The organism is Parabacteroides sp. AF39-10AC, assembly GCF_003635405.1.
GTDB classification, from domain to species: domain Bacteria; phylum Bacteroidota; class Bacteroidia; order Bacteroidales; family Tannerellaceae; genus Parabacteroides; species Parabacteroides distasonis.
On the sequence record NZ_QTLP01000017.1, the window covers coordinates 74,750 to 94,606 of the forward strand.

Sequence of the window (19,857 nt, forward strand, 5' to 3'; positions counted from 1 at the left end):
TCTATAATTCAAATTCAATCTCATGCTTCAACGCATATTTCTTCCAGAAACGATTTCGATAGTATAATATCCAACGAAGGCATTCCGCTTTATCAAAATGCCGGCTCTCGGCATAGGTCTCTGCCATTAAACGAAAAGCGGCTTCCCGTCCCCACAAACGGGAGAAATTCGCGCATCCTCGTTTCAGCGAGACAGGCCCGAAGTGCATCCGGTTTATATCGATCAAGGAGAACTTAACCCCTTCCTCCGTACGATCGTACAATACATTTCCGGGAGAGAAATCGGCATGATAAACCTCCGCCTCATGCAACTTTGCCATATAAGTACCTAACGCACGGAAAATATCCTCGTTCTCCTCTACCGGACGCTGTCCGACTTTATACAATGTCTTATAGCTGGATTGCAGACTGATAAAATAACTATATCCCAAAAACCCTTTCTTCCTAAAAAGGATATAAGCGATCGGGGCAGGAGTCTCAAACCCCTTGGCGACTAAACGCAGAGCATACTCATAGGCTCGCACAGCCTTGGGCCGACGAAAAAAACGATAAATAATACGGTTTATCAAGAGGGGGACTCTATATCGCTTGACATTCAGTTCCACACCATCTACCTCAAAAACCTTGATCTCATTCCTCGCCTTATAAATCGTTTTTCCCTCTTCTGAAAATATACGAGGTACACGCCTTACAAAATCCTCGAATCTCCCGTACGCCGGGTTAATGACCTCCTTCATCCGAAACCATTTCATTTAAAGAGGTTAATACCTTGTTTATGATTAGATCCGGATTGAGCTGTTTCATACACGCCCAATCCTTCCGCAGGCAGGGCTTTTGGCCGAATACGGAACAAGGACGGCAAGGTAAGTCCAACTGGATACAATCTTCCGGATCCTGATGATATCCGTAAAATCCGGCATAGGGATGGGTAGCGCCCCAAACGGAAAGCACCCGTGTACCGACCAAGGAAGCGAAATGCATATTGGCGGAATCCATGCAAATCAACAGATCCAACCGGCTGATCAAGGCCAGTTCCTGATCCAAGGAATACTTGCCCGCCACGCTTTTTACCCGGGGATACTCAAAAGCCCATTGATCCAAGAGCGCCTCCTCGTAGCCACGACCACCGAACAGGAAGATGGTAAAATCCTCTCGATCGGAAAGCTCGGCCATGACCAGCTCCATCTCCCCGGTCGGATAAATCTTTCCCCGGTGCTTGGCGAAGGGGGCGATACCGATCCATTTGCCCGTCTTCGTTCCCGCAAGGGGTTCCAAGGCGGATAAATCAGGGGTCGAGGTCTCATAAAGCGAGGTGAACGATTCCGTATAATGAAGTCCGGCGTTACGGAACACATCCGCATAACGTTCGATCACCGGGCGAAGTTGTTTAAATCGTTTATGCTTCGCGTCGGTCAACCGGGCACGATCTTTCCGGGCCTTATCCACGACAAACACCCGTCTGCCGTTCAAGCGGAACAGCGTACGGATAATCATGGTTCGCAACACATCGTGCAAATCCAGCACCATATCGAAATCGTATTTCACCAAGGCAGAGGCAAAACGAAGCAATCCCGCCAACGTTTTCTCCGTGCTCTTCGTATTGATACCGATCACGTTCACGTTCTTCGGGCGGTTGATAAAAACCGGGATCAAGAACGCTTGCGTCAACACGGTAAACGAGTCCGTAGGATTCGCCTTGGCTGCGGAATAGATAACGGGAACGGTCATCGCCACATCCCCGATAGCCGAAAGTCGTATTACTAATATATTTGCCATTATTTCTTACCGTACAACACAGGATTCAAGGCCGGGTCGTTGTACATCTTCATTTGCTTGTAGACCTTCATGTATTTCTTACCGTCACGGATATCGGATAGCAATTGATCCAAAGCCATCGACAAATCCTTCTTCTGCTCCATCAGCACCGCCAGTTTCTGCTCACAACGAGCCTTATGCTCGGCAGTAGCATCCGGACGGTTTGCCTCCTCACGCATATGATAGATCTTAAGCGTAAGGATCGACAGACGATCGATCGCCCAAGCCGGGCTTTCCGTATTGATCGTAGCGTCCGGCAATACTTTCACGTTCTTGTATTTATCCAGAAAGAAACTATCGATCAACTCTACCAAATCCGTACGATCTTGATTCGACTTGTCGATGCGGCGTTTGATAGCCAGCGCTTCCACCGGGTCGATCTCCGGATTCCGGATAATGTCCTCCAAATGCCATTGGACGGCATCGATCCAGTTCTTAAGATAAAGATAAAACTCGATGCTCTTTACCGCATAGGGATTATGCACTGTAGCATCTACATTGTCAGTTACATGATAAGCCTCCGTAGCTTGCTCAAAAATGCGGAAACATTGTTCGCTGAAGTTCATATATGATTCATTTTCTTTCTGTGAATACTTTGTGGGACAAAGATAATGCTTACGGATCAGAAACCCAATTCTACCGGATAAATTCTATCCTCTTAGCATATATCCTTTCTTCGGCAAGGATACGATGCCGGTAGACGGATCGTTATGAAGCGCTTTACGGAGATAGGTGACCTGCACATTCAAGGCCAGGGAGTTGGCGTATGAGCTAGTTCCCCAGACGGTTTCCAACAGAAGGTCACGATCCACCGCCAGATTCAGGTTTGTCGCCAGGATTCGCAGAAGATCCGCTTGGCGGGAAGTGATCAATACCTTGTTATTGCCCGTACGGATCTCATTCGTGGTATAGTTGAAGGTCGTGTTTCCGAAATGGAAGCTCTCCTCCTGCACGTTTTCATGGACACCGATCTCAAAACGGTCCTTGATACGGGCGATCAGCTCTTCCGGATAGAAGGGTTTCGCCAAGTAATCGTTTCCGCGCAAGCTAAAACCTTTCAAACGGTCGTTCTTATCGGAACGGTCGGAAAGGAAAAAGATCAAGACATGGCGGTCTTGCTCACGGATCTTTTCCGCTACCTCGAAACCGTTTAGGCCGGGCATGTTGATATCCAGCAAGACCAGATCCGGTTTCACGACCGGGAATTGCTTCAAAGCCATGGTACCATTGCCGGTATAAGTCACCTCATACCCCTCCCGTTCCAAGAATCGCTTCAAGACGAGGGAATACTTAAAGTCATCGTCAGCGAAAAGTATTTTCAATGTCGATTTCATAAAGCTGCAGTCGGTAGATTTATAGTAATTCGAGTGCCTTCACCTAATTCACTTCGCAGGGATACTGAACCATGATGCGCCTCTACTATTTGGCGAACGTAGCTCAATCCCAACCCAATACCCGGAATTTGCTTATCCGGCAGATGAGACGAACGGTAAAAGTTCTCGAATACCTTTCGCCGCTCATCCGGAGCGATACCGAAGCCATTATCCGAAACGGTCAATCCCACCCCTTGCTGATTCCAAAGCACTACGATTTCGATATTCACTTCCTCTCCCGAATATTTGATAGCGTTCTCTATCAAGTTAGACAAGACATTCGCCACATGTACCGGATCGGCTGTCAGATCCGGCATATCCGGGGGAAAGGCCGTCGAGAAAGAGACTTTTTTCCCGGCAGGGATATTGGTTAGGCGCACCACCTTCTCCACCAACTCACGGAGATTAAAAGCGGAAGGTCTTAAGAGCGTCTCCGTCTCGCTCTTAGGGTACCAAACCCAGCAACAAGCCGTACATGCCGGACAAACGCTTCGTTTTGAGATGGAGCCGCAGGTATTCAGCCTAAAGGAGGTGGAAATCCATCCGGGACGTGTCTGGGGGCGGCAAGATACGATCAATTATGATGTCACCCGCTTTCTCTCCCCAAAGGATCAATCCATCAAGGACGTATTACGGAAACTTCCGGGTATCGATATCGATGATCTGGGGAAGATCTCTTACAACGGGAAAGAGATCCGTAATTTCTATGTGGAGGGACTGGATCTCACCAACGGGAAATACAAGCAAATCAGCGAGAACCTGCGAGCCGATGCCGTACAGAACATACAAGTGATGGAGAACCACCAACCGATCCGTGTGTTACAGAGAAAGATCAAGACCGAAGACGTAGCGTTGAACCTCAAGCTGAGACCGGAATTCCGGGATCGCTGGTTGATCAATGCCGAAGGCGGTCTCGGCGCATCCCCGTTCTTATGGAAAGGAGCCGCTGACGCCTTGCAGATCAGCCGCAGCAGCCAATCCGCTTATCTATATAAAGGGAATAATACCGGGCAGGATGTATCGGGCGAGCAAAATACGCTTACCGAATCACCCGAATCCCGTTTATCCGAGCCCAAGGTTCCCCAATTTCTGCTACAGCCCTCATTCTCCGCCCCGCTAAAGAAAGAGCGCTGGCTGTTCAACCATATACACAGCCTATCCGCAAATCGCCTATATAAACTGAACGAGAACACCCAACTCCGTATAAACGCCGGTTATATCCACGACCTGCGAACACAGGAAAGGGGGAGTGAGACGACTTATTACCAATCCGAGGACACGATTCATCTAACGGAGCAAAGCGATAGCCGCATTCGCTCGGATCAAGCCAACCTCAATATCGGAGTGGAAAACAACTCGCAGGAAAGGTATCTCAAGAACCAGTTCTCAGCCACCGGAGATTGGCAATCCAGCCTTTCCCATATAACCGGAAACACAATTTCCACCGGCCGTACAACATTGGACCAACGCATCAAAACCCCGAACCTCAACTTGCGTAATAATTTACGGAGCCTGTGGAGCTTGGACAAATACACGTTGGAAGTCCAGTCTTTGCTCCGTTACCACAGCAACGCGGCCGATCTTCGCTTGGATAACCACCCTTATCCAATGAGCTTACGCGACTTTTATACCGATAATTCCTTTTCATTCCTGAAAAAGAGCGGTCCCCTCACCCAGCGATATACGGTGGGCATAAACGGGGAGATCAGCAATATCAAGAAAAGCCTGCAAACTTATCTCTCACCCGATTACCAATGGAATACCTATAAATGGACCCTATCCCTCAGCTCCCCACTCAGATGGACCGGATATACAGGGGTCGGTTTCTCCCGCATCTCGGTTAATCCGTCCCTGTCTATTATCTACAAACTGAATTACGCATGGCGTTTCACGGTACACGCCTCCTATAAGGAAAGATATGGAGAGATGACCGACTTATACGACCGGCCTTATCAAACGGATTACCGGAATAGCGTCTGGAATTGCGGAATCCTCCCGGTTTACAGACAACAGCTTTATTCCGTTTATGGGGAATACAAGAGTACGGCACGGGAATTCTTCGCCACGGTAAACCTGACACACAACCGGGAGTGGTACAATCGTATATACGAGCAACGTATAGAGAACGGGCAGGTACAACGAGTCTCCTTACCGCTGTCCAACCACGGTTCCGGCTATACCGTCAAAAGCACGCTATCCAAAGGCTTTTACGATCTAGGGCTAAAGACCTCGCTCATGGCGCTCCTCAATATCAGCAAGGCCGAGCAAATCAGCGGGGGACAAAGGCTTCCTTATCAATATCGCCTCATGCGCCTAGAGCCCAAAGTGATCTGGACTCCCAACCGCCATTGGGAAACCAGTTACCAAACCGATATCCGGTACGGAGGAAGTAAAATAGGAGAACGTACCCGTTTGGCGCCCTTATGGAACGTCATCCAACAAGTACAACTCTCCTACATTTTCTCACCCATAGAGGCAAGTCTTTCCGTAGATCATTACCACAATGACGTGAATGAAGACCAATCCGTCAACGCCGTTTTCGCGGACTTCTCGGTCTCATGGAAATCCGGGCGTTGGCAAATCACCGCCACGGCGACAAACCTGTTCGACAAACGTACCTACGCATACACACGATACGCATCGTTGGAAAGCTATACCTCATGGGTACGTATCCGTCCCCGGGAGTTTCTGGTAGCGATCCGCTACCGTTTATAATTATTAGGTCGTTTAGGGGATACTATTGTGAAAAATCAACTAATTTTGCGTCTTGATAAATAAGCGGCTTTATGAATAATGATAAGATCGTCACACCCAGCTTTTGCTATATACTAGCGGCGAATTTCCTGCTTTTTTTCGCTTTCTATCTAATCCTGCCGATCTTGCCTTTTTATCTGAAGGAAGAATTCATGATCGGGAAGTCTATGATCGGGTTTATCTTGTCGTGCTATACGCTAGCGGCGCTCTGTATCCGTCCGTTCGCCGGATATTTGCTGGATACTTTCGCCCGCCGTCCCTTATATCTGGTGGCTTATTTCATTTTCACCACCATATTTGGCGGATACATGGTAGCCACGGCACTTACCCTCTTTATCGCCTTACGCGTCGTACACGGTTTCGCCTTCGGCATGGTGACGGTGGCCGGAAATACGATACTGATCGATATCTTGCCCTCCTCCCGCCGTGGGGAAGGTATTGGCTATTACGGCCTAGCCAATAACATCGCCATGAGTTTCGGACCGATGATCGGTCTGTTCATGCAAGGGAACTTCACATACGACGTGATCTTTTCCTGCTCGTTGCTATCCGGAAGCCTTGGTTTTATCATGGCCTATATGGTCAAGACTCCTTATAAGCAACCGGTCAAACGAGAACCGATCTCCCTAGACCGCTTTTTCTTGGTGAAGGGAACTTGGGCGGGTATCTCCCTATTATTGCTCTCCATTCCTTATGGTATGACTACCACTTATGTAGCGATGTACGCCGCTGAGATCGGGATCAGCGTAAACTCCGGACTTTATTTCACCTTTATGGCCATGGGACTAGCCGTCTCCCGCCTGTTCTCCGGACGGCAAGTGGATAAAGGACGGATCACGCTTGTTATCTCCCTCGGGATGTATTTGGCGGCGGCCACATTCTTTCTTCTCGCGGCGCTCAAGGAGTTGATGCATTGGAATCCGGTATTTTCCTCTTATCTCTACATAGGTATAGCCCTCTCGCAAGGCGTGGCATTCGGAACCATGTTCCCTGCTTTCAACACGCTTTTCGTGAATCTGGCACCCAATAACCAGCGGGGTACAGCCACTTCTACATATCTAACTAGTTGGGATGTAGGTATCGGTATCGGGTTGATGGCCGGGGGCAGCATCGCACAAGAGCTAGGTGGCTTCAACTACGCCTACCTGTCCGGCGCTTGCCTTACGGTATTGTCTACGTTTTTCTTTTTGTTCAAGGCAGGGCCGCATTTCAATCGGCACAAGCTGAGATAAGTACTGCACGGCTCTTCCATTAATCTATCCGTTCTTAGTTAAGCCGAGAAGCTTTAATTCCATACAATAAGCCTACTCATGAACTGCGCACGTAAGAAGCTAAGAATCAGCGTCAAAAAAACACGAGAATCTTTCTGTCAAAACACGTACATGTTTTTTCAAAAAGTCGTACGTGTTTTGGATGAAACTCGTACGTGTTTTCCCGAATCTTTCGGCTGAGAACAAAAGCGCATATAGAAATCGACAAGAAGCCATCATCACTTGTATATCCCCTGTTTTTTACTTAATATCGCGTAACGATAATCAAGCTGATAAGATGAAAATAATAGCAGATAACACGGTTCCTTACCTAAAAGGGATCTTGGAGCCAATAGCGGACGTATCCTACCTTGACTCCAAAGAGTTTACACCCACTAACATAAAAGACGCGGATGCCTTGATCGTACGTAGCATAGATAAATGTACACGCGAGCTATTGGAAGGTAGCCGGGTTCGCCTCATCACGACAGCCACGATCGGGTACGACCATATCGATATCCATTATTGCGAGAAGACAGGGATCACGTGGAAGAACGCCCCGGGTTGCAACGCCGCTTCCGTGGGGCAATATGTATTATCCTCTTTGGTAGCCGTCGCCCTCCGCAAAGGAGAGAGACTAGCAGGGAAGACTATCGGTATCGTTGGCGTAGGCCATGTAGGGAGTATCGTGGAGATGCTATGCGAGGCCATGGGGATGCGTGTGCTTCGCAATGACCCGCCCCGTGCCGAGCAGGAAGGTGAGGATGGATTCGTATCCTTGGACACGATCGCGAAAGAGGCGGATATCATAACCTTGCATGTGCCGCTGACCAAGGAGGGACGCTTCGCCACCCGCCATCTAGCCGATCATGCCTTTTTCGACCAGCTGGAACGGAAGCCTTGGTTTATCAACAGTTGCAGAGGTGCCGTACATGATACGCAGGCCTTATTGCAGGCCAAACGAACCGGCAAGGTCAGCGAACTGATCATCGATTGCTGGGAGAACGAACCGGATATCGACCGGGAATTACTGTCGGAAGCCACGATCGCCACTCCTCATATAGCCGGTTTCTCCGCTGACGGGAAGGCGAACGGGACACGAATGTGCCTAGAGAATATAGGATGCTTTTTCGGTATCCGTATCGAAAAGATCAAGGAAGTCATTCCGCCTGCCCCAACCAACCCATTCATCGACTTGGGACAATTCAAGGAGCACCGGGTGGAAGGAGCCATCTTGAGAAGTTTCAACCCAGAAGTAATCGACCAAGCACTAAGAGCGAATCCTCATCATTTCGAGCGATTTAGGGCAGCGTATGACCATCCCCGTGAGTTCCATGCTTACCAAGCGATCAAAGCTGACCCGGAAGAATTCGCCGTACTCCAGAAACTAGGTTTTCAAGTAGGCTAATGACAAAAAAGCCTTACAGTAAACTTTCGATCACATGAGGATAATGCGCATACTCCAGGGCATGCACTTTCGAGGCTACCTCCTCCGGCGTATCCGAAGGTAATACCGGACAAGAAGCCTGGAAGATGATAGCGCCCTCATCATAATGCTCATTAATATAATGTATAGTAATACCCGACTCCCGCTCACCAGCCTTCACGACCGCCTCATGCACATGCATGCCATACATCCCCTTGCCGCCATATTTAGGGAGTAACGCGGGATGGATGTTCACGATCTTACCGGGAAAAGCCTGAAGAATCACGTCTGAGATCTTATTCATAAAACCGGCCAACACGATAAGGCAGACATCATATTCCGCCAACTTTTCCAAGATCGGCACACCAGCAATAAATTCCTCCCGTGAAAACACGAAAGAAGGCACTCCCAACTTGTTTACCCGCCCATGCACGCCAACATTACGATTATTTGATAAAACAACCGCAACATTAACGTTTTCACTGTTAGCAAAATATCGGGCGATGTTCTCGGCATTCGTACCAGATCCGGAAGCAAAAATCGCTATGTTTTTCATATTTTTAGATGTTTAAATGCACAAGAAAAGAAAAAATGTGCAGTTTTCCGCATTTTTAGCTTATTAAATTTGCTTTGTAACATAAAAAATTCTTTTCTTTGCACTGCAAATTTAAAAAGTATATTCGTATTTATTAATCTAAATTGAAAAAGTTATGTCTGAAGTTGCTGAAAGAGTAAAAGCTATCATCGTTGACAAGTTAAGTGTTGAAGAAACAGAAGTTACAAACGAAGCAAGCTTTACTAACGATTTAGGAGCAGACTCTCTTGACACTGTAGAATTGATTATGGAATTCGAAAAAGAATTCGGTATCTCAATTCCTGACGATCAAGCAGAAAAGATTACAACTGTAGGTGACGCTATCGCTTACATCGAGGCTAACGCGAAGTAATCAATCCTTTTAACTAAAGGTATGGAATTAAAAAGAGTTGTAGTAACAGGTCTTGGAGCTATTACTCCTCTTGGTAATACCCTCCCCGAAACATGGGAAGGTATTATCAATGGAAAAAGTGGCGCTGGACCTATTACTCAGTTTGATGCATCCAAATTCAAGACACAATTTGCATGCGAAGTTAAAGGCTTCGATCCGTTGAAAGTTATGGATCGTAAGGAGGCCCGCAAGTGTGATCGTTATAGCTTATTTGCGATCGACGCGGCGAAACAAGCGATCGAGGACGCGGCAATGGACTTGGATAACGAAGATAAGAACCGTATCGGCGTTATTTTCGCTTCAGGTATCGGTGGTATCAAGACATTTGACGAGGAAGTATTGAGTTATGCGAAGATCAAGGATACGATCGGTCCGAAGTTTAACCCGTTCTTCATCCCGAAAATGATCTCGGATATCGCGGCTGGACATATTTCCATGCTTTATGGATTCCACGGCCCGAACTTTGCGACCGTCTCAGCTTGTGCATCTTCTACAAACGCTATCAGTGACGCATTCAATTATATCCGTTTAGGCAAGGCTAACGTCATCATCACCGGTGGAGCGGAAGCTGCTGTTTCTGAATCGGGTGTAGGTGGATTCAACTCCATGAACGCGTTATCGACACGTAACGATTCTCCCGAGACCGCATCTCGCCCGTTCAGCGCTAGCCGTGACGGATTCGTGATGGGTGAAGGTGGAGCTTGCTTGGTATTGGAAGAAATGGAGCACGCATTGGCTCGTGGCGCTAAAATATATTGCGAGATCGCAGGAACCGGAATGTCTGCCGATGCTTATCACTTGACCGCTTCTCATCCGGATGGTTTAGGAGCGAAGCTGGTTATGCGCAACGCATTGGAAGACGCGGGAATGACTCCGGAAGATATTGATTACATCAATGTTCATGGAACATCGACTCCCGTAGGCGATATCTCAGAGGTTAAGGCGATCAAAGATGTGTTCGGAGAACATGCTTATCAACTGAATATCAGTTCCACAAAGTCAATGACCGGTCACTTGCTTGGTGCTGCCGGAGCGGTAGAGGCGATCCTGTGTATTATGGCTATAAACGATGGTATTATCCCGCCGACCATTAACCATGCGGAAGGCGATGATGATCCTGAAATAGATTATAAACTGAATTTCACATTCAATAAGGCTCAAAAGAGAGAAGTGAAAGCCGCTTTATCGAATACGTTTGGTTTCGGTGGACACAACGCTTGCGCCATTGTTAAAAAATTCGTGAAATAACGTGTTTAGAAAGCTATACAAACAGCTACATAAAAGAATAAGGCTCCTGCATAATAAAGGTAGGGAGCCTTATTTGTCTTTATCAAAGATTCTAGGTTTTTATCCGGATAATCTCCAGATTTACGAGCAGGCCTTGTTGCATAAATCATCATCGGTAGAGACGGGTGATGGTAAATGGCTTAACAATGAGCGTCTTGAATTTTTAGGAGATGGCATTTTGGATGCGGCGGTCGCCGATATTGTCTATAAGCGCTACCCGAATAAGCGGGAAGGCTTTTTGACAAACACACGCTCCAAGATCGTACAACGGGAAACGATGAATAAGGTCGCCGTACAACTCGGCCTCGATCAAATGGTAGTCTATTCAACCAAGATAAACTCTCATAACAATCATATGTATGGTAATGCGCTCGAGGCTTTGATCGGCGCTATTTATCTGGATCAAGGTTATGACGTTTGTTATAAGTTTATCCGTGACGTGATGATAGAAAAGTATATCGATGTAGATACGCTCGTCCGGAAAGAGATAAATTTCAAGTCAAACTTGATTGAATGGAGCCAAAAGAACAAAATATCGATCTCGTTCGATCTAATAGAGTCTTTTACGGATCATGATGGAAATCCTGTATTCCAAAGCGCAATTAAATTGCTCGGCGAGCAAATTGGCATAGGTATCGGTTACTCCAAAAAAGAATCCCAGCAAGCGGCTTCTAAAATGGCGGTCAAAAGATTGCGGACAGACAAAGAACTCCAGCAACGTATCTCTGCCACAAAGAAAAAGAAGACTGGTGAACTAACCGATGAAAAAGAGTTTTCTGACCTCCCAGAGGAAGAAACTGTATGATAAATAGCAGAACTTGGGTATATCGTTTGATATACCCAAGTTCTTAGTTATATAAGAATAAGCTCATATAAAGTTGTATGTATGAAAAAACAGTACAGTAAATTTCTCCGAATATTAATAACCGGCATATTATATATCGGCTATTTCTCGATTTCAAGTTCGTTGGCGCAGATCAGCGAAGGAGGACTCCCCCCCAGCTTTCAATTCGCAGGTTCACTTCGAAGTGAAAAGCTAGCAGAACAAGTTCCTGTGAATTTCAGTGTGGAAGACCTCAAGACGGTCGATGCGTGGAGGGTCAGCCAAGGCGCTCCGTTGCGTGTAGCCAAGTCGATCCCAACCAGCTTCGACATCGCCGATAGCGGCGATTGGATTTCACTACCCGACGGTAGCCAAATATGGCAACTTCACCTTCAAGCGAAAGGAGCGATCGCCTTGATCCTGTATTACTCCGATTTTTATATACCCAAAGGTGCCCGGTTATACCTGTATAACGCAGCGAAAACCCAAGTATTGGGTGCCTATACGCATCGTACGCATCCTGAAAACGGACCGTTCGCAACCCAAGCCGTAGCAGGCGATGAGGTGATCCTCGAATATGTACCTGCACCATCCGGCGAGACACCTCGACTACGCATCCGGGAGGTCGGTTACGGGTATAATCATCTTGAAGCGATCATGCCAGAAGTACAGGAAGCGCCGGGAGCTGGCTTTTCAGAAGCTTGCGAAGTGAATATCAATTGCGAGGAGGGAGCCGATTGGCAGGAGCAAAAGAAGGGGGTGATACAAATGATTCAATACATCCGTAATAAAGAGGGAGAAGGAGGAAGCTATATTTGTACGGCTTCTCTGGTAAATAATACGGCCCGTGACAAAAAGCCTTATGTATTATCCGCCTTCCATTGTTCGCAAGATATACTGGGCGAACAGACGGTTACTCCCGAGGAATTAGCGGTCTGGTTGTTTTATTTCCACCAAGAACATGTGGGCTGCGATAATGAGTCACCCATTTATCCGATAAAAACCATGGTAGGATGTACACGGAAAGCCTCTACCCCTGTCGAAAACGGTTCCGACGGACTGTTGCTGTTGCTTAACGACGAGATCCCCGACGATTATAATGTATTCTTTAACGGATGGGATCGTTCAAATATGCTTTCACTCTCGGGCGTAGGCATCCATCATCCTTCCGGCGATTATATGAAAATCTCCACCTATGGAAATTATCCGACAGAATCGATTACATGGCGTAATAGTGATGTTGGGAAAACCGGGGCCACGAACGCTCATTGGAACGCGACTTTCGATGCCACGCTAAACGGACACGGGGTGACCGAGGGAGGATCTTCCGGCTCGCCTTTATTTAATAGCAAAGGCTTGATTATAGGTACGCTGAGCGGTGGAAGCTCCAGTTGCGAACTGCCCGAAGGATTGAATTTATACGGTAAATTGTATTATCACTGGAATAAATACAGTGATAATGATACAGCCCGGATGGATGTCTGGCTAGATCCACTCGGAACGGGCGTCACCTCGTTGCAGGGAATGACGCAGGATGGGAAAACGATCGGAAACGAGTATGAAGGTCCGACTGATTTGAAATACAAACAGATCTCCACGGGTGAGATTCAACTGACATGGAATGCCCCAGTCCTCGAAAAAATAGCTGGTTGGGGATCACAAGATCGTTATCAACAGTTCGGTCTCGGAGGAGATCCATTCTATTTCGCTCAGAAATGGGATACGAAAGATCTACAACCGGTGCATAAAAAAACGATCCGGAAGGTTAATTTCTATCCACTGGAAGGGGTCACTTATGGAGTCTATATCAAACAGGGAAACCGGGAGTATGAAGAGAGTTTCACTCAACTGAAATCAGGTAAAATAAATTCGGTCACACTTAAAACACCATTCGTAATCGACGCGAAGCAGGATTTACTGGTAGCCATTCATGTGATAAGCTATGCCAATAACACATATCCGGCATGCTCCGATAAAGGCCCCGCAGTCGACGGAAAAGGGAATTTATATTCTTTGGACGGAAAAAAATGGGAAACATTCTCAGATGATGAGCTAGATGCCAATGTTGTGTTATCGATCGTAATAAGCGCAGAAGAAGGTGAGCTCCCCTCGAGTTCCGTATTCTCCACGAGCACTTTCTCGGAGAAACCGCAACCCATGAGAACGGGCCGATTATCATTCCGGAAACTGGCTATCGCCTCTGATGCGCAAGAAGCAGAGTTGATCACGGCTTTTCCGGAGCTGACCGGTTATAAGGTATATCAAGATACCCGAGAACTGACGACATTACCTGTTTCTCAACGGAATTATACGGTGAAAAATCTGACAACAAGTACCCCTCTGCTCCAAGTAACGGCACTTTATGGTACCGACGAGAGCGCCCCGGCTACGGTAATTCCGGAAACGAGCGTAGGTAACGAACTGAAGCCAACAGACGAAGAAGTAGATATTCAACCACGTATCTTCTCGAATGAAGTACAGATCCAGAATTATCAACAACTGAAATCGCTTGAGATCTACAGGGCCGATGGAAAGTTGATACGTAGCGTCCCGCAACCGGGAAGCAGTCTCAGCACGGGTGATTTTGCCACTGGAATGTATATCTTCCGCTTGACTACCGAAAAGGGAAGCCAAACCGTTCAAGGTATTAAAAAATAAACGGCCGCCTACTAGTATAAAGTAAAAAAGGTTGTGCGTTCTCTGACACACAACCTTTTTTATCTTATTTCCCGAATGTTACCCCCATCCGTTTTCCTTGTACGATCAAATCATGATCCGGTGTCACTAATTTTAGTTTTCCCGCTACTTCTAACAAGGGAATGGATTCTACCCTATCTCCTTTCATACAAACCATACGTCCGAATTCACCATTAGCGATCAGTTCCGTGGCATGGCCTCCCAAACGAGTCGCAAGGTTACGGTCGAACGGAGAGGGGTTTCCACCCCGTTGGGTGTATCCCAATACGGTATCCCGGGTCTCGATACCCGTTCCCGCCTCGATAGCCCGGGTAATATAATCAGAAGGACGCTTTTTATCCGGAGTCTCGATACCCTCGGCTACTACAACGATGGAATAAGGTTTGCCCCTGCGAGCCCGATCCAAGATCGCCTCGTTCACCTTATCGATATCGTATCCCAATTCTGGAAGTAAGATCACGTCGGCACCTCCAGCCATCCCGGCATACAAGGCGATCCATCCGGCATGATGGCCCATCACCTCCACGACCATCACCCGCTTATGTGAACTAGCCGTAGAATGAAGACGGTCTATAGATTCCGTGGCGATATTCACGGCGGTATTAAAACCGAACGTAATATCCGTACCCCATATGTCATTATCGATTGTCTTGGGAACGCCTATCACGTTCAATCCGATCTGAGATAACAGATTGGCCGTCTTCTGCGTACCGTTTCCTCCGATACAAACCAAGCAGTCCAGCCCCAGCTCCTCATAATTTTTCTTAATGATCTCCGGCTTTTCCGAATCTCCCGAGGCCAAGAGCTTACGGAAAGGCTTCTCTCTGGACGTTCCTAAAATGGTTCCCCCTAAATTTAATATGCCGGATAAGCTCCGTTCATCGAAAACTTGGACGTCTTTATTCAAAAGACCTATAAAACCGCTATGAATACCTATCACTTCCATGCCGTAATGCATGATAGCGGTCTTGCCAACACCACGGATCGTAGCGTTGATACCGGGGCAATCGCCACCCGATGAGAGAATCCCTATTTTCATCGTAACGTTAATTTAGTACCTAGCAAAGATATAAATAAAAAGAGAATGCCTACATTTGCACTCGAACAAATAAAAAGAGCATGGATATTTTAACACAGACGATTTCGCTCCTTTTCCGCCATCGACAAACGGAGATCGGACGATTTGGGCAGGATATAGACCATATCCAGCACAAACAGCTGCATGCTCTGCTTTCGACGGCACGCAAGACGGAATGGGGACTCAAATATGATTATAAAAGCATTCGCTCTTATTCTGACTTCTGCCAACGCCTTCCCTTACAGACTTATGACGAGATAAAGCCGTATGTCACCCGAATGATAAACGGAGAAAGGAATATTCTCTGGCCTTCGGTGGTGCGGTGGTACGCTAAGAGTAGCGGGACCACGAACGACAAAAGTAAATTCCTGCCCGTCACCCCCGAGATATTAAAGGGTTGCCACTATAAAGGCGGCTTTGATTGCGTAGCCATCTATCTGCGGAACAACCCAGAAAGCCGTTTCTTCTCCAAGAAAGGCTTGATATTAGGCGGTAGCCATAGCCCTTCCCCGCTAAACTCCGAGGCTCATCAAGGCGACTTATCCGCCGTATTACTTCAAAATCTCAATCCGCTCGTCAATTTAATACGCGTCCCCAAGAAACCCATTATCCTAATGGATGAATGGGAAAGCAAGATCAAGGCGATCGTGGAGAACACTTGGAATAAGGATGTAAACAGCCTATCCGGTGTTCCTTCTTGGATGTTGGTATTGATCAAGGCCGTATTGAAAAAAACGGGTAGGGAATATCTTACGGACGTATGGCCTAATCTGGAGGTCTTCTTCCATGGGGGAATCAGTTTCGAGCCTTACCGGGAGCAATATAAAACCTTGATTCCATCGAATAAGATGCATTATATGGAGACCTATAACGCATCCGAGGGCTTCTTTGGGCTGCAGGACGATCCTACGGACTCCAGTTTGCTTATGATGCCGGATTACGGTATTTTCTATGAGTTCATCCCGATGAACGAGGTGGGTAGCGCCCATCCGACCGTGTTACCGCTGGAATCGGTAGAGACCGGGAAAAACTACGCGATGGTAATCACGACCTCGGGAGGATTATGGCGCTATCAGATCGGGGATACGGTACGTTTCACCTCGTTATTCCCTCATAAATTCGTTATCTCCGGACGTACCAAGCACTTTATCAACGCCTTCGGCGAGGAGCTAATGGTGGATAACGCCGATAAGGCGATCGCCATGACTTGCCTACGAACCGGGGCGAAAGTAAAAGAATATACCGCCGCCCCACTCTTTATGCTGGATAAGGCAAAAGGACGGCACCAATGGTTTATCGAGTTTGACAAGAAACCGGAATCTCTCGATGAATTCGCCACTTTATTAGATCAGAACTTACAAAAGCTGAACTCGGACTATGAGGCGAAGCGGTATAAAGAGATCTCCCTTCAACCGCTGGAAATCGTTATCGCCCACGACGGTGCTTTCTATGAATGGCTCAAGCAGAAAGGCAAATTAGGCGGGCAGCACAAGATCCCACGCCTCAGCAACGACCGCACGCATATAGAGGAGCTTTTGCGCATTAACCAGTCTCTATAAGCCGGTATGCGCTTTATTCATAAGACGCATTAAAATTGATAAGTCAGATAGAATCCCGCCATATTCGAACTGAATACCGGAGCGGCCACGATCGGGCAGTTCTTCACATTTCGATTGATCCGCCGGGCGATAGCGTTACGAATCGGGAAATAGATCAGATACGATAACTCTACCGACAAGATCCCGAAACCTGCGCCGGCTACTACATCCGCCACCCAATGCCTGTTATTGTATAAGCGGGAACCCGCCACGAACGCCGCTATCGCATAACCCGAGTAAGCGAGTATAGGTGAGCTATCCTTAAATTCCTTATAAGCCATATGCGCCCCTAAGAAAGCATTCGAGGTATGTCCGGAAGGAAACGAATAAGGCGCCCCGTCCGGGCGAGGCTCGTTTACCCAGTTCTTCAGCCCATGCACCATCAATCCGTTCATCCCTTCCGCTAAAGCGACCAAGCAAAGTTGGTCCACCCAGTTATGCTTCTCTGTTCCCATAAGGTCGCAGACAAATACCCAACCCAGCATTCCCCACTCCAAGTAATTGTCGATATGGATTTGCTTCACGGAATCTTTCCGGGAAAACAGGTGAAAGTCATTCATCCCGTCGATCGCCGTGCCTACGGCTCCCACCGTTATCAATGAGGCCGGAAGAATCAAGCTTTTCGGGTTAAACTTATAGGCGACGACAGGCATTCTCTCCTTGACAGGGGCTTGAGAACGTACGTTTAACGTATCGAGATCACCAACGCCGGCGAACGCAATGTTTACGAAGCCTATCAAAAGGCTTGCCAAGACGATTAATTTCCTATATATCATATCCGTTATTTTCCTCTAAGACATCCCTCTCCCGGATAAACCCTTCATCAAAATAGTTGTTCTCTATTTTCGAATGGATCACCCGCTGGAAATAGAAACGATGGTTATTCCAATGGAAGGCTGGGTATTCCTTATTTTGTTTGACAATATTATTCGTGAAGACCAACCCGTCCACGGACTTGGCGTATACCAATGGCCTATCGAACGTAATAAACTCGTTCGCGTCGATCACGATATCACTATGGAAATATTTCCTTTGCGACGCTAAATCCGGGATTTCGGGATAAATAGAGATAATAGCGTTCGTAAATTGGAACATATTCGTCAAGGAGTTGATGAACTTATTCTTACGGATCAACACGTTCCGGCAAGCGCCGGTCTCGAACCAGCCGTTGCAATCACCGCACAGCAGGATCGCCGTCCCCGAGGTATGATCGAAAACATTATTCTCTACGACCGTTTGCCGAGGCGTGCTGAACAAGGAACCACGGGCACGGTTATTCCGGATCACGTTATCCGAGAATAGGACCGTCGGCGTCCACTCCAGATTCTCTATGCCGAAGCCGCTCCCCTCATGGATCGAAGGATTCACCGTATTCTCAAACCGGATCTCGAACTCCTTCGCCCCTCGGTAATCCGGTTGATCAACTGCCTTGATAGCGGTAATCCGGTTTCTCGCCCCTATCAATTCCATGGTGCTCGAATGGATGAACTGCACGGAATCCCCTACCCTTCCCCATTCGAAACCATACGATTGCGGGTGCATATACCGGCCTACCAAGGTAGAGTCATTCACTCGTCTCACCACTTTCAGGTAAGTTCCATGCACATTGATAGCGTCGTCCATCATCCCTTCGTACAAGCCATTCTTGGAGATGATCGCTCCCTTGCAGGCCGAGAAATGGGTAGCGTCCGCCTGTGTCGTGAAATACCGCGGATCGTCCGCCCCTTTCAAGCAAACGGAGAAACCATCCAGCGTGATATTCTCGCTCACTTGCGCCAAGAGGCCCATTCCCTCGGCATAATGAACCTTGATATTCTCCAGAGTCGTATTCACGTCATGATACAGGAAGACACCGGGAGCCGGACGTTCCCAAGAACGCATGGCGATCACCGTACCGGGCACCAAACGGCTGTCTTTCCAACGGGGAGACTTTATCAGCCTTGGAGAAACCTCGATCAAGCCCCGCACGCCTACCGGGATATCGCTTGTATTATACACCAAATGACGTGTATCTCCCTCGAAGGCGATACCGGAACCGGGAGTCAACTCCCAGCCTTCTCCCTTCGCTACAAACACGCTATCCCGTATCTCATAGCGTACCCATGGAGCCACCTCGAAGGTGATCCCGCCTTTCAGCGTATCGTTCTCCACCACTTTTACCTGTGAAATCTGAGGATGCTTGAAGTCTATACTGAAATTCTTCAAGACACAATTCCTCGAATCCAGCAAAGAGACCGGCAACATCCTGCCGTGGAAGATTAACTCCGAGCCTTGCCCGTCGAACACCATATTCTTCATCCCCTCGAAAGGCAAACCTACTTTCTTCGGATTCATTTGATCATGATTCGAGATGAAATAGACACGCTCCGCCGCGCTATCGGGATAAAACTCATAGCGGCCCTTAGGCAAGGTCACCACAATTGTCTGGTTTTCCTCGCATTTCTCCCGTATCTGCTCCAATGCCCTCGCCATAGCGGGCGCATTATCCACATTCTCGACCGGGGATAAACCATAAGCCGACAAATCATACCTCCGTTCCGTAGAACAAGCGCTTCCAAACAGGGAATAAAGCAGGACAACTGCCCCCCATAGATACCATTTCATAGAAAATCAATTAAATATATCCGCGAAGGTATGTATTTTACAGGGTAAGCGCACTAAAAACAGACAATAACTTTCCGTCTCATGAATCCTATCACGAATCTCCTATAATAGCAGCCTGAGTTTTCTCCTAATAAAACAAAAGTTTCCTCAGTAAGAAACTTTTGTTT

General features: G+C 47.5%; 17 protein-coding genes. 8 read left to right on the forward strand and 9 right to left on the reverse strand.

Translation table 11 applies throughout. From position 1 onward, the window contains the following. Window position 1: 1 nt before the first annotated feature. The 5 genes from DW033_RS15710 to DW033_RS15730 form a co-directional block, all read right to left on the reverse strand. Window positions 2-736, reverse strand: coding sequence for a lipopolysaccharide kinase InaA family protein (locus DW033_RS15710; RefSeq protein ID WP_048928479.1), 735 nt, complete (start codon window positions 734-736; stop codon window positions 2-4). Next, complete coding sequence (locus tag DW033_RS15715) at window positions 720-1,775, reverse strand: glycosyltransferase family 9 protein (RefSeq protein WP_048928478.1); 1,056 nt, start codon at window positions 1,773-1,775, stop codon at window positions 720-722. The genes DW033_RS15710 and DW033_RS15715 overlap by 17 nt, the downstream gene beginning before the upstream one ends. After that, window positions 1,775-2,380 carry a DUF4254 domain-containing protein gene (locus DW033_RS15720; RefSeq protein ID WP_005860709.1) on the reverse strand — a complete coding sequence of 202 codons (606 nt, stop codon included), beginning with the start codon at window positions 2,378-2,380 and terminating at the stop codon, window positions 1,775-1,777. The genes DW033_RS15715 and DW033_RS15720 overlap by 1 nt, the downstream gene beginning before the upstream one ends. A gap of 84 nt (window positions 2,381-2,464) precedes the next feature. Beyond that, window positions 2,465-3,148 (reverse strand): response regulator transcription factor, encoded by a 684-nt coding sequence (locus tag DW033_RS15725; protein ID WP_048928477.1) that lies wholly within the window; start codon window positions 3,146-3,148, stop codon window positions 2,465-2,467. Beyond that, a complete protein-coding gene (locus DW033_RS15730) occupies window positions 3,145-3,579 on the reverse strand; it encodes a sensor histidine kinase KdpD (RefSeq protein ID WP_232054463.1) in 435 nt (144 codons plus the stop codon). The genes DW033_RS15725 and DW033_RS15730 overlap by 4 nt, the downstream gene beginning before the upstream one ends. Between DW033_RS15730 and DW033_RS15735 the strand changes: the two genes are divergently transcribed. The 3 genes from DW033_RS15735 to pdxB all read left to right on the forward strand — a co-directional run bounded on the left by DW033_RS15735 (window position 3,554) and on the right by pdxB (window position 8,599). After that, on the forward strand, window positions 3,554-5,902 hold the full coding sequence (locus DW033_RS15735) for a TonB-dependent receptor (protein ID WP_229103492.1): 2,349 nt from the start codon (window positions 3,554-3,556) through the stop codon (window positions 5,900-5,902). The genes DW033_RS15730 and DW033_RS15735 overlap by 26 nt on opposite strands. A 71-nt stretch (window positions 5,903-5,973) precedes the next feature. Continuing rightward, on the forward strand, window positions 5,974-7,173 hold the full coding sequence (locus DW033_RS15740) for an MFS transporter (RefSeq protein WP_048928474.1): 1,200 nt from the start codon (window positions 5,974-5,976) through the stop codon (window positions 7,171-7,173). 316 nt (window positions 7,174-7,489) lie between these two features. Beyond that, a complete protein-coding gene (pdxB, locus tag DW033_RS15745) occupies window positions 7,490-8,599 on the forward strand; it encodes a 4-phosphoerythronate dehydrogenase PdxB (protein ID WP_048928505.1) in 1,110 nt (369 codons plus the stop codon). A 13-nt stretch (window positions 8,600-8,612) separates the two neighbouring features. Here the strand turns inward: pdxB and DW033_RS15750 are convergent, their stop codons facing one another. Continuing rightward, complete coding sequence (locus DW033_RS15750; RefSeq protein WP_005860699.1) at window positions 8,613-9,173, reverse strand: phosphoribosylglycinamide formyltransferase; 561 nt, start codon at window positions 9,171-9,173, stop codon at window positions 8,613-8,615. A 154-nt stretch (window positions 9,174-9,327) separates the two neighbouring features. On the opposite strand from DW033_RS15750, the gene DW033_RS15755 reads away from it, so the two are divergent. From DW033_RS15755 to DW033_RS15770, 4 genes are all read left to right on the forward strand, one after another. After that, a complete protein-coding gene (locus DW033_RS15755) occupies window positions 9,328-9,564 on the forward strand; it encodes an acyl carrier protein (protein WP_005639879.1) in 237 nt (78 codons plus the stop codon). Window positions 9,565-9,585: 21 nt separating this feature from the next. Continuing rightward, complete coding sequence (gene fabF / locus DW033_RS15760) at window positions 9,586-10,851, forward strand: beta-ketoacyl-ACP synthase II (protein WP_005860697.1); 1,266 nt, start codon at window positions 9,586-9,588, stop codon at window positions 10,849-10,851. A 1-nt stretch (window position 10,852) separates the two neighbouring features. After that, window positions 10,853-11,695: a ribonuclease III gene (gene rnc, locus DW033_RS15765; RefSeq protein ID WP_005860695.1), complete on the forward strand. Its 843-nt coding sequence runs from the start codon at window positions 10,853-10,855 to the stop codon at window positions 11,693-11,695. A gap of 81 nt (window positions 11,696-11,776) precedes the next feature. Next, entirely contained in the window at window positions 11,777-14,371 is a 2,595-nt protein-coding gene (locus tag DW033_RS15770) for a T9SS type A sorting domain-containing protein (RefSeq protein ID WP_122382917.1), read from the forward strand. A gap of 64 nt (window positions 14,372-14,435) precedes the next feature. Here the strand turns inward: DW033_RS15770 and DW033_RS15775 are convergent, their stop codons facing one another. After that, entirely contained in the window at window positions 14,436-15,449 is a 1,014-nt protein-coding gene (locus DW033_RS15775; RefSeq protein ID WP_005864022.1) for an ATP-dependent 6-phosphofructokinase, read from the reverse strand. 80 nt (window positions 15,450-15,529) lie between these two features. On the opposite strand from DW033_RS15775, the gene DW033_RS15780 reads away from it, so the two are divergent. Then, window positions 15,530-17,047 carry a GH3 auxin-responsive promoter family protein gene (locus tag DW033_RS15780; RefSeq protein ID WP_122382918.1) on the forward strand — a complete coding sequence of 506 codons (1,518 nt, stop codon included), beginning with the start codon at window positions 15,530-15,532 and terminating at the stop codon, window positions 17,045-17,047. 29 nt (window positions 17,048-17,076) lie between these two features. Here DW033_RS15780 and DW033_RS15785 read toward each other — a convergent pair whose 3' ends face one another. Together DW033_RS15785 and DW033_RS15790 are read right to left on the reverse strand one after the other, a co-directional pair. Continuing rightward, a complete protein-coding gene (locus DW033_RS15785) occupies window positions 17,077-17,862 on the reverse strand; it encodes a phosphatase PAP2 family protein (RefSeq protein ID WP_008781033.1) in 786 nt (261 codons plus the stop codon). Further along, complete coding sequence (locus DW033_RS15790; RefSeq protein WP_008781032.1) at window positions 17,852-19,690, reverse strand: right-handed parallel beta-helix repeat-containing protein; 1,839 nt, start codon at window positions 19,688-19,690, stop codon at window positions 17,852-17,854. The genes DW033_RS15785 and DW033_RS15790 overlap by 11 nt, the downstream gene beginning before the upstream one ends. Window positions 19,691-19,857 lie beyond the last annotated feature (167 nt).

Excerpts from the sequence above, each read along its gene's own strand:
- DW033_RS15720 (WP_005860709.1), bottom strand. The coding sequence starts at position 2,380 with ATGAACTTCAGCGAACAATGTTTCCGCATTTTTGAGCAAGCTACGGAG.
- DW033_RS15790 (WP_008781032.1), bottom strand. The coding sequence starts at position 19,690 with ATGAAATGGTATCTATGGGGGGCAGTTGTCCTGCTTTATTCCCTGTTT.
- DW033_RS15775 (WP_005864022.1), bottom strand. The coding sequence starts at position 15,449 with ATGAAAATAGGGATTCTCTCATCGGGTGGCGATTGCCCCGGTATCAAC.
- DW033_RS15710 (WP_048928479.1), bottom strand. The coding sequence starts at position 736 with ATGAAGGAGGTCATTAACCCGGCGTACGGGAGATTCGAGGATTTTGTA.
- DW033_RS15755 (WP_005639879.1), top strand. The coding sequence starts at position 9,328 with ATGTCTGAAGTTGCTGAAAGAGTAAAAGCTATCATCGTTGACAAGTTA.
- fabF (WP_005860697.1), top strand. The coding sequence starts at position 9,586 with ATGGAATTAAAAAGAGTTGTAGTAACAGGTCTTGGAGCTATTACTCCT.
- DW033_RS15715 (WP_048928478.1), bottom strand. The coding sequence starts at position 1,775 with ATGGCAAATATATTAGTAATACGACTTTCGGCTATCGGGGATGTGGCG.
- DW033_RS15770 (WP_122382917.1), top strand. The coding sequence starts at position 11,777 with ATGAAAAAACAGTACAGTAAATTTCTCCGAATATTAATAACCGGCATA.
- DW033_RS15780 (WP_122382918.1), top strand. The coding sequence starts at position 15,530 with ATGGATATTTTAACACAGACGATTTCGCTCCTTTTCCGCCATCGACAA.
- DW033_RS15750 (WP_005860699.1), bottom strand. The coding sequence starts at position 9,173 with ATGAAAAACATAGCGATTTTTGCTTCCGGATCTGGTACGAATGCCGAG.
- DW033_RS15785 (WP_008781033.1), bottom strand. The coding sequence starts at position 17,862 with ATGATATATAGGAAATTAATCGTCTTGGCAAGCCTTTTGATAGGCTTC.
- pdxB (WP_048928505.1), top strand. The coding sequence starts at position 7,490 with ATGAAAATAATAGCAGATAACACGGTTCCTTACCTAAAAGGGATCTTG.
- DW033_RS15740 (WP_048928474.1), top strand. The coding sequence starts at position 5,974 with ATGAATAATGATAAGATCGTCACACCCAGCTTTTGCTATATACTAGCG.
- DW033_RS15725 (WP_048928477.1), bottom strand. The coding sequence starts at position 3,148 with ATGAAATCGACATTGAAAATACTTTTCGCTGACGATGACTTTAAGTAT.